This window comes from Haloarcula mannanilytica, from assembly GCF_005406125.1.
In the GTDB taxonomy this organism is placed as follows: domain Archaea; phylum Halobacteriota; class Halobacteria; order Halobacteriales; family Haloarculaceae; genus Haloarcula; species Haloarcula mannanilytica.
Genome location: NZ_BIXZ01000001.1, coordinates 885,953 through 899,901, shown reverse-complemented (window position 1 = coordinate 899,901; position 13,949 = coordinate 885,953). Strand labels below are relative to the sequence as shown.

General features: G+C 62.6%; 15 protein-coding genes. All 15 read right to left on the bottom strand.

Translation table 11 applies throughout. The features are described from left to right. Positions 1–35: 35 nt before the first annotated feature. Positions 36–1,940, bottom strand: coding sequence for a hypothetical protein (locus Harman_RS04550; RefSeq protein ID WP_137682614.1), 1,905 nt, complete (start codon positions 1,938–1,940; stop codon positions 36–38). Beyond that, positions 1,937–2,425 carry a hypothetical protein gene (locus tag Harman_RS04545; RefSeq protein ID WP_137682613.1) on the bottom strand — a complete coding sequence of 163 codons (489 nt, stop codon included), beginning with the start codon at positions 2,423–2,425 and terminating at the stop codon, positions 1,937–1,939. The genes Harman_RS04550 and Harman_RS04545 overlap by 4 nt, the downstream gene beginning before the upstream one ends. Positions 2,426–2,512: 87 nt before the next feature. Beyond that, positions 2,513–3,013 carry a type IV pilin gene (locus Harman_RS04540; protein WP_137682612.1) on the bottom strand — a complete coding sequence of 167 codons (501 nt, stop codon included), beginning with the start codon at positions 3,011–3,013 and terminating at the stop codon, positions 2,513–2,515. A 264-nt stretch (positions 3,014–3,277) separates the two neighbouring features. Next, the gene (locus tag Harman_RS04535; RefSeq protein ID WP_137682611.1) at positions 3,278–3,859 is read right to left on the bottom strand and encodes a DUF7344 domain-containing protein; all 582 of its coding nucleotides are present in this window, start codon (positions 3,857–3,859) and stop codon (positions 3,278–3,280) included. A gap of 113 nt (positions 3,860–3,972) precedes the next feature. After that, the gene (locus Harman_RS04530; protein WP_137682610.1) at positions 3,973–4,449 is read right to left on the bottom strand and encodes a type IV pilin; all 477 of its coding nucleotides are present in this window, start codon (positions 4,447–4,449) and stop codon (positions 3,973–3,975) included. 194 nt (positions 4,450–4,643) lie between these two features. Next, positions 4,644–6,428 carry a Na(+)/H(+) antiporter subunit D gene (locus tag Harman_RS04525; RefSeq protein ID WP_137682609.1) on the bottom strand — a complete coding sequence of 595 codons (1,785 nt, stop codon included), beginning with the start codon at positions 6,426–6,428 and terminating at the stop codon, positions 4,644–4,646. Then, positions 6,428–8,107, bottom strand: a complete 1,680-nt coding sequence (locus Harman_RS04520; protein WP_137682608.1) for a cation:proton antiporter — start codon at positions 8,105–8,107, stop codon at positions 6,428–6,430. Before Harman_RS04520 ends, Harman_RS04525 begins: the two co-directional genes overlap by 1 nt. After that, complete coding sequence (locus Harman_RS04515) at positions 8,104–9,606, bottom strand: monovalent cation/H+ antiporter subunit D family protein (protein ID WP_137682607.1); 1,503 nt, start codon at positions 9,604–9,606, stop codon at positions 8,104–8,106. Before Harman_RS04515 ends, Harman_RS04520 begins: the two co-directional genes overlap by 4 nt. Then, positions 9,599–9,955 carry a cation:proton antiporter subunit C gene (locus Harman_RS04510; RefSeq protein ID WP_137682606.1) on the bottom strand — a complete coding sequence of 119 codons (357 nt, stop codon included), beginning with the start codon at positions 9,953–9,955 and terminating at the stop codon, positions 9,599–9,601. Before Harman_RS04510 ends, Harman_RS04515 begins: the two co-directional genes overlap by 8 nt. Further along, positions 9,955–10,428, bottom strand: a complete 474-nt coding sequence (locus Harman_RS04505; RefSeq protein WP_137682605.1) for a Na(+)/H(+) antiporter subunit B — start codon at positions 10,426–10,428, stop codon at positions 9,955–9,957. The genes Harman_RS04510 and Harman_RS04505 overlap by 1 nt, the downstream gene beginning before the upstream one ends. Beyond that, positions 10,425–10,970 (bottom strand): DUF4040 domain-containing protein, encoded by a 546-nt coding sequence (locus Harman_RS04500; protein WP_137682604.1) that lies wholly within the window; start codon positions 10,968–10,970, stop codon positions 10,425–10,427. The genes Harman_RS04505 and Harman_RS04500 overlap by 4 nt, the downstream gene beginning before the upstream one ends. Continuing rightward, positions 10,967–11,287: a monovalent cation/H(+) antiporter subunit G gene (gene mnhG, locus Harman_RS04495; RefSeq protein WP_137682603.1), complete on the bottom strand. Its 321-nt coding sequence runs from the start codon at positions 11,285–11,287 to the stop codon at positions 10,967–10,969. Before mnhG ends, Harman_RS04500 begins: the two co-directional genes overlap by 4 nt. Then, positions 11,284–11,559 (bottom strand): cation:proton antiporter, encoded by a 276-nt coding sequence (locus Harman_RS04490; protein WP_137682602.1) that lies wholly within the window; start codon positions 11,557–11,559, stop codon positions 11,284–11,286. Before Harman_RS04490 ends, mnhG begins: the two co-directional genes overlap by 4 nt. Next, positions 11,552–12,592: a monovalent cation/H+ antiporter subunit E gene (locus Harman_RS04485; protein WP_235007168.1), complete on the bottom strand. Its 1,041-nt coding sequence runs from the start codon at positions 12,590–12,592 to the stop codon at positions 11,552–11,554. The genes Harman_RS04490 and Harman_RS04485 overlap by 8 nt, the downstream gene beginning before the upstream one ends. 140 nt (positions 12,593–12,732) lie before the next feature. Further along, a complete protein-coding gene (gene coaBC / locus Harman_RS04480; RefSeq protein WP_137682601.1) occupies positions 12,733–13,911 on the bottom strand; it encodes a bifunctional phosphopantothenoylcysteine decarboxylase/phosphopantothenate--cysteine ligase CoaBC in 1,179 nt (392 codons plus the stop codon). Positions 13,912–13,949: the final 38 nt, after the last annotated feature.

The window sequence follows — 13,949 nt, the reverse complement described above, 5'->3', positions numbered from 1 at the left end:
ACTACAAGCCCGTACTAAAATTCACCGTCACCGACTCAGTAGAGCGTCACCAGTTCGGCAAGCGCTCGCATCATCGGAAGGAGGTGGGAATCTCCGAGCGCGTAGTACTCGATGCTCGTCAGCAGGAGAAACACCGTTGTCACACCCGTTGCAGCACCGAGGAGGACTGCCCCAGTCTGTCCGGCCATCCCTTCGGACCGACCAATCACCGCCCAACTGCCAAGCGGGACGGCTATCGTGAGCCCGAGAAGCGCGTGTAACTGGAACGCCTCGCCGATGCCGTTGACCGTCAACGCGACGAAAATCAGGGCCAGTTGCCCGCCGATCAATACTGTGCCCGTAACTGTCCAGAGGAACACGCGCCAGTGATTTGTCAGGCTCTCCCGTACCGCCGGGAGCCGCATGACCAGATACACGCCCAGAGGATACAGCGGGAACACGTATCGGGCGGTCACTTGAGCGTGTAGTGGTAAGCGACCCGCGTAGAGCAAGACGACACCGACGAACGCGGTCACTGCGAACGCGTCTACGACGCGGTCAGCACCGAGGACTCGGTCACCCATTGACGAGGGCAAGCGCAGCCGCCGGAGGACTGGGAGCGCACCGACCATGGCGACGAGAACTGGTGCAGACTCCAGTAGTGAGAGATTGACGGATTCCTCGCCGGCGATATCAAGTGCACCGCTTGCGTTCCCCGACCGGACGAACGCGTGATACACGTCATTTGGTTGCTGCTGGATCGTATCAAGTCCCCTAATGAGTTCGCCGCTCAGCAGTACCAGCGGTTGCATCCCGCGTTCGATGAGGGTGAACAGGGGGGCCAGCAGTGTTCTGCTGATCCCGCCACCACTACCGCTGCCACCGCCGCCATCCCCGCTAGCACTGCCTGCGATATCCCCGCCAATGGAGCCGCTACGGGAGATCACTCTCGGGGGTTTGATCGGGGACCCTGAGATGGCGATATTGGTAACGATAAACGGCAGCAAGGAGAGGGCGAAGACGACACCGATACGAGCGAGCGTCCGAGGACTGTTGTCCTGTGCCGTGGGGACATCGACAACCACGACAGCGACACAAAGGAGGAGTGCCTCTGGAGCGTGCACCCAGGCGTACAGTCCCACCAGTGCGTAGGCCAGCGCACGGAACGTCCGCCGCTGCGTGATGAGGCTACCATCTGTAGGCATGCGACTCCGATAGAGGCAGTACGCGATGCAGACGACGACGGTTCCGGTGACGACGTGGCGCTTCGGCACGGACGCCCAGAAGGCCAGTGGCGTCCCGGCAGTGAGTACAACGGCGCTCAGGAACCCTAACCGTCGTGTCCGCATTCGACTGAAGAGCCGATAGAGAACGACCGGTGTGAACGCCGCGATGAGAAGATGCGTCAGTTGCAGCGCGTACAGATGCGTTCGACCGGCATCGAGTGGTTGTGCCAGCGCGACGTTTAGCCCGAACAGCCCCAGAACGACGACGCTGCCCCCGACAGAGACCCATTCGTTGTCGGTGTAGTGTCCGCACTGGACTACAAACGCCAGCAGCGCGAGCGACCAGAGCGCGACCAGCGCGATTCGGAGTTCGACGACGGCAGTGAGCAGATCGAGCGCGAACACGACCGGCAGCGAGAGAACGATGACACCGTAGTTGCGCGCGAACCGCTGGCCGCCGTACCTGTTTGCCCCTGGTGTCTCTAGTCCGGGGCCGTAGACCGCGTCGGTCAACGCTACATGTCCGTTCGAGAGGCTGTATAGCCCATTCGCCAGCGTGTAGGAATCGGTAATCAGGAACGCTGTCCGCCACACCAGCCCGAACAGCACGACTGTTGCGAGAAACACGATCAAGCCGAGTCGGTCACCGAACAGCACCGCATACGCCGTTCGGCGAATATCCGACAGCGCGGTGGCGCGCTGACGCAAATCACCGACAAACCCCGTCGCTGTCATTCGATCACCGATATCGTGACGTTTCGCGTCGCCACCACGCCGTGGCCCGCGTCGTCGCGCTTGCTGACGGTCACCGTGCCGTTGTACTGCTCTCGTTGGATCTCCGCGTCGGTGAACGTGTCCGACGCCAGCGTTAGTTCGTAGGCGTCACCGGTCGATTCGTCCAGGAAGTGATTCGTCGTCCGCGAGTAACCGAGTTCCTCGATTGTGAGTTCGTAGACGAGTGTCGGCCGTCCGGTACGATTCGAGAACTGCACATGGATCGGCGGCGCGTTGAGGTAGTAGCTTGCTGCGCCGTAGGACCCCGCTTCGAGTGTTACAGTATCCGGCATTTCGACCGCTGAAACCGTGACGTTGCCCGTTTCGAGCGCCACGGGTTCGGGTTCCGATGCCAGTGTAACACTAGGGACCAGCGGACCGGAAAGAAGTGTGACAGCGAGCATGACGGATGTCACACCAGTGATAACAGCCCGCGTTTGCTCCATTGTTATCGGTCACTGGATACCTGGCAATAAAAGCATCGTGGCGTAGTGCTGTTGCTGATCGGTTGGAAAATAGAAAGTAGGCCCGGGTTATGCTTCGGGGCCAGAATCTTGCGAGAGCGTTGCAGAGGAGTCGCCTTCCTGAGTTTCGTAGACAACTCTCAGGTCATAAGCATCTGACACAGCGACATTCATCGAGGTCCCTGCTGAAACTTCGGTCGCCCCTATTGTGTCGCTGTTTCCGAAGGTTGGCTCTCCGGAAGTAGTAGAGTCCAAGTCATAATCACTGCTGGTCATACCATTTGAAGATGCATCAATAATATTTTCGCCACGCACGTACAATTCATTTCCATTGATCGTATCGCCTCCATCATGGGTTATTTTCACGATACCGTAGTCAGCGTCGCCAACGCTCTCATCGAAATCCCAGGAGAAACTAGCCTGCGGCGTTGCCTGCTGTGCCTGATCACCGAGACCAAGCACGAAGGAGGCGATAACGGCCGCCAGAATGACCGTAATTGCGACCATCAGGATGACCCCGATGACTGGCGAGACAGCGTCGTCGTCGTGGATGAGTTGTTTGATATCCATGGTTTGTTCGGCGCACACCGCGAGCATGACCCGAGTAGTAACATCCTAAACATCGAAGGATGCACTTACCGGCTCGCGGGGGTGTGCTGACTCAACCACATGGGAGGTACCCACTTATACTCACAACACGTTTTAGCCGTTCAATCCTGCCTTGAAGTCATTCAAGGCTGGCTGTACCACCGGATTTCGAGTTCGGGGTGATAGGATAATTCAGCAGCGAACGAAGCAAACGAAACTACGCAGCGGACGAAAATAATACGCGTTTCAATCGTGAGACTCGGACTCTTGGGCCACGTACTCGGTTAGTGTTATCTCACGACCCACGTAAGTGTGATAGCCCGCGGAGATACTGAGGACGACAGCGATTAGTGTCGCCCAGACCAGCGGTGGAATGACCGTGAACGGATAGACGCCGACCCAGAGGATTGTGACGATTGCCAGACTGACCGCACCGAGCGAGAGGTAGTACTCGCGCCAGGGGAACTCGCTTCCCGGCACGATTTCGAGGTACACAGTGAGATCTTCGGTCTGTGCGGTTCTGGAGATTGTTCCACTCTCGGAATCGTAATCAATGATACCCGTTTCGTGCATCCGCGGGAGATGCGACTGCTGTAACGTGGTGTAGACACGCTTTCGCTGCGTGCTCGTGACATCGGTGTTCGGACAGTCGTACTCCTGAGCCGCGACGTGCGAGGCAAGGTCACCGAGTTGTACCGGCCCGTCGTGTTCTCTGAGATACTGAAGCACATATCGACGCCGTTCGTTCTGCAGAACGTCGAATATTTCACCTTTTGAAAGGTCGTCATCCGAGTCAGTGGAATCCGACCGCTCTATCTGCTTACTCATGTAATGTCCTCCAATTCCCACCACCCATAGTGAGGAATACAGAGAAAATCAGGGTGTTCATCAGTTATAAACTCACGGATTTTAGCCTCGGAAAAAACGAACCGTACGCGAGTTTATGCGCCTGGTCCGGTTGCGGTGGCAAGCGTGGCGGAACTGTCGCCGGTGGCTGATTCATAGACGACACTGAAGTCGTAACTGTCACTGTCGACAGCAACTACTGCTCTGTCGCCGGCTACAACTTTACTATTACTACTCGCAGCATAGCTGGGCCACTCTTGGTTATTACCATTTATGTCGGCGCTCTCAGCGTCACCAACAGATGCGCTGGTATCGAATCCGCTTCCTCTGAAGTAGAGGTTACTTGCTGTGATTGAGTCACCGCCATCGTGGGTCACGTCAACCTCACCAGCTCCTGAATCGTAGTCCGTACTAAAGCTAGCCTGCGGAGCCGTGTTACTGACCTGATCGCCCAGACCGAGGACGAACGTTGCGATAACGGCCGCGAGGATGACCGTAATTGCGACCATCAGGATGACCCCGATGACCGGCGAAACCGCGTCGTCGTCGTTGAAGAATCGTTTGAGTTCCATGGTTGTGTCCGCACGTATCAACAGGTACCCCTGTTATGCCGTGCTTATCGAAGGGTGGCTATGGAGATATATAAGTCTGCACCTGTATTATCAGAGACTGTAATTACCACTCTGGTGGAAACCGTACAAGCAGTCAGAAGAGGCTATTTTGTCGCAGTCTGAGATGCTGTTCTCAACTGATATTCTTGGAGGAGCTACGAGAGCGCTAACAGCGCAATCGTGACAAACACCGCGAGGATGAGGATACTGAGCCCGATGCCGGCTCGCATCGGATGAACGAGCCCGTCATCGTCGCTGAGACGCGCGATCACGTCGTTCGGGGCCGTCGCCGTGTGGATGACGACGGCCGTCGTTTTGACTACGGCGCGGTCCACAGCGGCGTACAGTTCGGTCACGCCGACGACGAGCCCGCGGGAACCATAGAAGATCGCGGGATTATACAGCGAATCGATGTCCGGGACGCGGCCGAGTTTCGACAGCGGCTTCTTCGTCACCGCGAAGCCGATCAGTCCAGCGGCGGCGAGCCCGAGCCCTTCGATGATGTGGGGAATGGTGTAGGTCGTATACGTGTGCTCGCCCACCGCTGCCTCAGCGGTCACGTCGAAGGGAAGGATGGCGAACAGTGCCGTGTCATACACACCGTAGACGACACAGAGCGCAGCCACGGACACCATGGCGATGCTCTGGCCGCGGTTCGCGTCCGGAACGCTACCGTCATACGAGCCGTGGAAGAACGCGTAGTAGCCGAACTTGATGAACGACATGAACGTGCCGACGCCACCGATGAGCAGCATCCACTCAAGCGTCGTTCGGTGGTCGAAGTACAGCGGCCCGTGAGCGAACTCGTAGTGGCTGCCGGCGATGATGATGCCCTTGCTGACGAAGCCGTTGAAGCCGGGGAAGCCGGCGATTGAGAGGGCAGCGACGGAGAACGCGGCCGCGGTGATCGGCATCTCGCGGGCGAGGCCGCCGAGTTTCTTCAGGCTCTCCTCGCCGGTCCGGTAGATAACAGCGCCGGCGGTCATGAACAGTAGCCCTTTGTAGAGGATGTGGTTGAACACGTGGGCGAACGCGCCGGCCTGTGCCAGCGGGACACCGATGCCGACGCCGGCGACCATGTATCCGACCTGTGACTGGATGTGATAGGAGAGGAGCCGCCGCATGTCGTTTTGGAACAGCGCAAACAGCGCGCCGAAGATAGCCATTCCGCCGCCCATGTATGCGATAGCCTCGTGGCCGTTGGGGAACGCCCGGTACATCCCGTAGACGCCGGTCTTGGTCGTGAACACACAGAGGAAGACGCTGGCGGCGATGTGCGGGCGCGGGTAGGTGTCTGGCAGCCACGCGTGCAGGCCGATGAAGCCGACGTTGACGCCGATGCCGATGGCGGCCAGCGCGGCGGCCAGTCCGGTCGTGATGCCGGCCGTCTCCGGCCCGCCTGGCACCGACGCGAACAGGAACGTCTCCACCTCGACGTAGTGGCGGAGAATCGCGGCCATCAACAGCGTGCCGCCCAGGCCGTGCAGTAGCGCGTACCGGAAGCCGGCCCGGACCGCCTTGCCGCCGTAGTGCCACACCAGTAAGGTGCTGGTGACAGCCATCAGCTCCCAGAAAAAGATGAGCGTCAGCCAGTCGCCGGCGAAGACGGCCCCGAAGCTGGTCGCCACGTACGAGAGGGCGTAGCCGGTCTGTGTGGTGTCAGCGTCGCTCGCGTAGGAGTAGAGGACAGCGACCGCGGCGATGAGCCCGAAGATGATGCCCATCAGCCGCGAGAACGGGTCGACGTTCAGCAGCACGGCCTCGAACCCGAGGAACTGTGTCTGGAGATGTGCCCCTTCGGGTACCATGACCGCCCACGGCACCGCAAGCGCCGGCACAAGCGCACCGACGGCGTGGCCGGCCCGTCGCGGGAGCCGGGAGACCACGACGGCCAGCGCGAGCAGGACGACGACCGGTGGAACCATCGTCAGCGTCGACATCAGACGCCCACCCCCGGAAGGTTACCGACGATGGTGTCGACGATTCGCAGGAAGACGGCCGTGTACGGCATCGTTCCCAGTAGGAGCGACAGCGTTGCTGCGGTCAGTATCGGCCCGAGCATGAACCACGTGCTCTCGCCGCCGCGCCAGCCGCGGTCGTCCCAGCCACCTTCTGGTGGGCCACCGTGGTGCTCGTGATCCTCGCGGTGCATCCCCAGGTGGTCGACGTGTTGTGGGTCCGGAACGGCACTCTCGTCAGCGTGGTCGTGGGCGTCGTCGTCCGAACCGCCGTCGGCTCGCACGTCGCCCCGGCCACCGAGTGGCGCTTCGAGGAGCGGCTTCTGGTCGTGGTCCTCCGGCGATTCGAAGTACGCCTGATAGACGATGGGCCAGAAATACGCGATGTTGAGCACGCCGGAAACCAACAGCGCAGCGGCGAAGATGAGCCCGCCATCGAGGCTCAGCGCCCCGATGACGAGATACCACTTGCTGACGAACCCGGCCACAAGCGGAATCCCAGCCATCCCGGCCGCGGCGACGGCGAAGGCGGCCATCGTCAGTGGCATCCGCGTCCCGATGCCGGCCATGTCGCTGATATCGTCAGTATGCGTTTCGACGTGTATCGCGCCGGCACAGAAGAACAGCGTGAGCTTCATGAACGCGTGGGCGGGGATGTGGAGCAAGCCGCCGGTCAGGGCTTGCCCGTGGAGCAGTCCCAGCCCCAGCACAATATACGAAAGCTGGCTAATCGTCGAGTACGCCAGCCGTCGTTTGAGGTTGTCCTGTCTGAGGGCGATGATGCTTGCGGTCAGGAGCGTGAAGGCCGCAATCGCGGCCAGCGGGAGACCGACGCCGAGTTCCGCCATTGTCTCAGTGCCGAACACGTCCAGCACGACGCGAGCGATGCCGAACACGCCGCTTTTGACGACGGCGACGGCGTGCAGCAGGCCCGACACCGGTGTCGGCGCGACCATCGCATCGGGGAGCCAGGAGTGCATCGGCATGAGCGCCGCCTTGACGCCGAAGCCAGCCGCCAGGAGGGCGAACGCGGCTCTCGCCAGCGTCGGGTCAGCCGTCGCCAGACCTTCGAGACCACCGGGCGTGAACGCCGTCGTCCCGGCAAGGACGAACACCAGGACGGTCCCGCCCAGCACAGCGACTCCGCCGCCAAAGGTGTACGCGAGGTATTTTCGGCCGGCGGCGCGGGCCTCGTCCGTTTCGTCGTGAGTGACGAGCGGGTACGTCGAGACGGTCAGCAGTTCGTAACAGACGAACAGCGTCAGCAGGTTCGACGCGAAGGCGACGCCGATGGCCGACGCGAGACTGGCGGCAAAGGAGGCGAAGTATCGCGTCTGCGCGTGTTCGTCCAGTCCGCGCATGTAGCCGATGCTGTAGAAGCTCGTGACGATCCACAGCAGGCTCGCGAGCAGGCCAAACAGCAGTCCCAGCGGGTCGACGCTAAATGCCAGTTCGATACCGGTGGCGAACTGCCCGACGACAAACTCGTACTCTGTCCCGTTCAGGACGCCGGGGACCATGCTCGCAATGATAGCGAACTTTGCGAACGCGACGGTCAGAGTTACCCCCTCTCGCAGATTTGGCCGGCCTTTGAGCGAGAGAATCACGGGGATAGCCACCGCCGAGACGAGTATTGCCAGGATGGGTCGGAATTCAGTCATTGGTTTAGAATGGGGAGAAGCGTGTCTTCGAGCACCTGTTCAAGCGCCGGGACGGCTGCGGTCAGCGCGACCGCGAGGACGGCCGCGAGGACGACGACGGCGACCATCCCGAACGAAACCGCCTGTCCGCTCCCGTCCGTGACGGGGGCATCTTCAGGCACGCCCTCCTCCGCGTGGATGGTCGCCTCGGCGAAGTAGAGCCGCTCGACGAGGCGGGCGAAGTACGCCAGCGTCAACAGCGTACTCGCCAGCAGGACAGCCACGACGGGCCAGATTTCGGCGTTGACCGCGCCGAGGACGATGTACCACTTCCCGACGAAACCGACCGCTGGCGGGACGCCGACCATCGCAAGCGAGAGCACAGAAAAGGAGAACGCCGTGAGCGGGACGCGGCTCCCCATCCCGGCGTAGCCGCTGATGGTTGTCGCGCCGGTTTCGCGCTCGATGATGCCCGTCGCGGCGAACAGCCCGCCTTTCATCACTGCGTGGCCAAGCAGGTGGACTGTTGCGCCAACGACGGCCATCGGCGTCGCGATGGCGAATCCGGCGATGACCAGGCCGAACTGCGACACCGAGGAGTACGCGAGCATCCGCTGGACGCTGTTCTGTGACACCGCCAGCGCGCTACCGGCGACGATGCTCACGCAGGCCAGGCCGACCAGCGCCCAGCGAGCGACGGGCACGGCCGTCAGGAACTCGGCGGTGAACACGGAAAACAGCAGGCGGGCGAGCGCGTACGCCGACACCGTCGAGACGAGCGCCGAGATGAACGCGCTTACGGAGTCCGGCGCGTTCGCGTAGGCGTCGGGCTGCCAGGTGTGCAGCGGGAACAGGGCGACTTTCACCGTCAGCCCGCCGACCATCAGCCCGAACGCGGTCAGGACGAGCGTCGAGTCGTAGGCTGCCATCTCCCCGAGCTTGGTCGCCAGGTCGGCCATGTTGAGCGTGCCCGTCGCTGCGAGCAGGTATCCGACGCCGAGCAGGTACAGCGAGGCCCCGACCGTTCCGATGATGAGATACTTGAGCGCGGCGACGGCGGCGCTCGCGTCCCGACCGCTCGCTACGAGGCCGTAGGCCGCCAGTCCCGTAATTTCGAGGAAGACGTAGAGGTTGAACACGTCGCCGGTGACGGTCATTCCCGTCAGCCCGGCGACCAACAGGAGGTAGAGGCCGTAGAAGGAGTTCGAGTGGGGCCCGGCCTCGCGGGCGTAGGCGAGCACGCCAAGCGAGACGACGGCCACGAGCAGGGCGACGGCCCCCGACAGCCCGTCGACGACGAGTTCGATGCCATACGGGGCGGCGAAGCCGCCGACCGCGTAGGAAACGGTGCCGCTCGTGCCGACGGTCCATGCGAGCAGTCCGGCCAGGCCGACCTGTCCGATGAGCGTCAGCGTCGCGATGGGCCACCCGGCCCGGTCGCTCACGAGGCTGGCGACCAGCGGCACCGCGCCGCCGACAATCGGCAGGACGACCAGCAACACGGGGATCTGTTCAATCATAGTAGAGCTGTTTGAGTTTGTCTTCGTCCAGCGTCCCGTACTCCGTGTAGATGCGGATGATGAGCGCCAGCGCCACGGCGGTCAGGCTCACCCCGACGACGATAGCGGTCAGGATGAGGACGTGTGGCAGCGGGCTGACGTAGGGACCACCACCCTCCTCGATGATCGGCGGGTTCCCGCCGGCCCGGAACGCGAGCGTGATGAAAAACAGGAAGATGCCCGTCTGGAAGATGTTCATTCCGATGACTTTCTTCACGAGGTTCCGCGATTCGATGAGCATATAGAGACCGATACCCAGCAGGAGCATCACCGCGAAGTAGTTGTAGTGTGAGTCGAGCAGTTCGAGCATTAGTTCTCACCCTCCGGGGAGTCGACGGCGTGGCCAAAGCCGGCCGCAAGCAGGAAGAAGAGGCCGATAGCGACGCTGGCGACGATGCCACCGATACCGAGTTCGACGAGTTCGATGCCGTAGGCGGTCGCGTGCGAGACGAACTGTTCGTACAGGTGGTATTCGAGGAAGTTCCCGCCAAGCAAAATCGTTCCCAGGCCGATGGCCGCGAATACGAGCACGCCGCCGGAGGCCAGCGCGGCGACGACGCGCACGTCGACCCACTCCCGCGCCGCATCGATGCCGTAGGCGAAGGCGAGCATCATCACAACCGAGCCGGCGATGACGCCGCCCTGGAAGCCGCCGCCGGGAGAGTTCGCCCCGTGGAACATGACGAACAGGGCGAAGGTGAGCACGAACGGCGCAACGAGTCGCACTGTCGTCATGATGATCGTACTCTCGACGTACAGCCCGGTTCGTTCGTCGCTACTCATGCGAACACCTCCTGTCTGAGGACGGTCAGTGCCGCCACGCCGGCCGAGAAGACCACGACGGCCTCACCGAGGGTGTCGAACCCACGGTAGGCCGCGAGCACGGCCGTCACCGCGTTGTGGACCTCCGTGTCCGCGTACGCGTTTTCGATGTAATACTGCGTCACCTCGCCGCTGACGACGGGGTTTGCCGCACCGTCTGCCCCGACAGCAGGGAGCGACGGGACCGTCGCAAGCATGACGACGACGAACGCGCCGACCAGGGCGATAGTTCGGACGCTGATCGGTTCGAACAGACCGTTCTCCTGTGGCCGAACGGTGTTTGCCAGCGCCAGAATAAACAGGATCGTCATGATGCCGGCCCCGACTGCCGCCTCAGTCAGCCCTACGTCAGGGGCTTCGAGCATCACCCAGATGATGGAGATACCGAGGCTGTAGGCGGCAAACGCCATCAGCGCCGCCAGCACGTCACGGAGTACTGCCGCGCCGATGGCACAGCCCAGCACGAACACCAGCAACACCGCCTCGATGAGTGACAGGCTCATGACTCCCCCTCCTCGTCGCCGGCTGTCCACGGCTCGATTCCCTGGTCCTGTGCCGCCCGGGCGATGGCGTGGGCGGCCGTCGGGTTCGTCAGAAACATGAACACAAGCAGGAAGACCGCCTTGATCGTCGAGAGGTCGGTCTGAATCGCGAGCGCGGCGGCCCCGATAGTGAGGACAGCCCCCAGCGTGTCACTCTTCGATGCCGCGTGGGCACGCGTGTACACGTCCGGAAGCCGGACGATACCGATTGCGGCGACGCCGCCGAAGAAGGCCCCGACCAGTGCAAGGGCGACGATAGCCCATTCCATCGGCGTCATAGCACACCCCCGTGTTCGACGTTGAACTTCGAGAACGCTATCGAGAGCAGGAAGTTCAACAGGGCGTACACGAGCGCGATATCGAGGAACAGCGGCTTATCCAGCGCGCCGGAGACGAGCGCGATGGCGATGACGGTGTTTGTCCCCATCACGTTGACCGCGATGACTCTGTCGTGGTCCGTCGGTCCCGCGAACACGCGGTACAGCGACACGAGCGCGAACAGGACGAACGAACTGGCGATTGCCAGCAGTGCCGTCTCGAACTCAATCATCGTCGGCCACCTCTGGCTCTCCGACCTCGCTTTCCGTGTCGCTGTCCTCCCCCTGTCCGCGTTCGCGCGGCGAGGGAATCGCCGCGGCCTCCCGGCCGTAAAAGACGAACCGGACGGCCCGTTCGAGGCCGCCACCGAACAGGTCTTCGCGCGCGCTGCCGGTAAGTGAGTGGATGTCGAACGCCTGCTCGGAGACGCTGACGGTGAGCGTCCCGGGCGTCAGCGTGATGCTGTTTGCCAGCGTCGTCACCGCGGCGTCGCCCCACACCGCCGCCTCCAGATCGACCATCTCTGGGTCGATTGGTAGCGACGGATGCAAGACCACGTAGGCGATTTGGAGGTTCGCGACCGCGATTTCCTTGAGGAGGTACGGGACGTATATCGCCATCCGGGCCAGCTGTTTCGGAATCCGGGTCAGCGACGGCTGGCGACTGAACGCGATGGGCGCGAGCAACGCAGTGACGATAGTCGCGGTTATCGCGCCAGTGAAGAAATCCAGCGGCTTGTACGAACTCAACAGGAGATAAAACAGGTACGACGCCCCGAACACGGTGAGATACTTCGGGAGCGTCGCGGCGCGAGCGAGCGCGGTCGACCGCGCCGGCCGCTCGACGGGTGCGGTCTCAACCTCGATATCGCCTCGGACGAGTTCGACTTCGAGCGGCCGGAGCATCGGCGTCGTGCCGCCGGGGTTGAACTCCGGATCGAGGATTACTCGCTCGATACCGTGTTCCTCGGCGTAGGCCAGTATCACGTCAGCGTAATTACCGGGACTGAACAGGTAGCGATCGGCTCCGATGACGCCCGTTTCTACGTCGAGGTTTGATGGCCGTTCAGCACCCAGATCTTCGTCGAGCCAGACCTCGATGCGGTCGAGCAGGTCTTTTGCCTGGCCGAGTTCCGACTGGGCGTCCGGGTCGACGGAGCGCGTGCTTGCGACAGCGACGAGGTGCAGCGACACCTGTTGCTGTCCCTCTCTGGCCGCCGATTCGGCCTGTTCGACGGCGTAGGCAACGGTGTTCCGGACCGTCACCGAATCGGCTACCGGCACGAGCAGGCGACGGGGTGGTGGTGCAGTCACAGTCTCTGTTTAAAAACTCCGAATAAGCGGTTTGTCGGGCTATACTGTCGTTATCGGACCGGAACCACGGAACACGCAAAACTATTTCGTAATCAGTTACGCGCTCGCTCGTCGCTGGACAAATGGGCACTGAGGTCGTCCGCGACACAAGCGCCGAGGCCCTGTTTGTCCCCGACGTACTCCGTGGCCGTGTCGCCGTCCACGAGCAGAGCACGCGTCTCGTCGCTTCCCATCACGCTCGCGTCGTTTGCGACCACGAAGGCCAGCCCGGCCCGCTCGCGGATCTCGCGGGCACGCTCGATCAGCGTCTCGTCATCACCTTCGCTTTCGACTTTGAAGCCGACGATAGGGAGATCCGGGTGGTCCGCTCGAACGGTGTCGATGAGTTTCGGCGTCGGTTCGAGCGTCAGCGTCAGCCCTTCCTGCCCGCTCTTGATCTTCTGGGGAGCCTGCTCGACGGTGTAGTCCGAGATGGCGGCCGCCGAGACCAGCGCGTCGGCCGAATCGGCGACCCGGCTCACGGCCTCGGTCATCTCCGCGGCGGATTCGACCTGCTCGACGGCGGCGTAGGGAACGTCTGGTCCGTCGTGGACCAGCGTCACGTCGGCCCCGCGGACGTAACAGGCCCGCGCGACTGCACGCCCGGTCTGGCCCGAGGAACGGTTCGAGAGCGTCCGCACTGGGTCGACCGACTCGGTGGTCGCGCCCGCGGTCACGACGACGTGCTTGCCCGACAGTGACCGGTCGCCGGCGGCCCGTGCGGTCGCCGTCACGATGGCCTCCTCGGTGGCGATCTTGGCCTTTCCCTCCTCGATTCGTGGGTCGACGAACTCGACGCCCCAGGACTCGACGCGGTCGATGGCGTCCAGCACGCCGGGGTGGTCGTACATCGGTTCGTGCATCGCCGGCGCGATAACGACCGGCACGTCCGCACCGAGGGCGGTCGTCGCACACGTCGTTACCGGGGTGTCGTCGATGGCCGCGGCGACCTTGCCGACGGTGTTTGCTGTCGCCGGCGCGAGCAGGAGTACGTCCCCCCAGCCCGAGCGCCCGCAGAGGTCGACGTGCTCGACGCCGCCCGTGATTTCCGTGACGGTGTCGGTGTCCGTCGCGAACGAGAGCGCCCACGGGTGGATAATCCCCGTAGCGCTGTCGGTCATCACGGCCCGGACGGACGCCCCCTGCCGTCGGAGTTCGTGTGCGAGTTCCACCGTCTTGACGGCCGCGATAGACCCCGACACCCCCAGGACGACGTTGACTCCGGTCAGCATACCCGCCGGTTCGCGGTGCGGGGGTAAAAGCCCCTGTC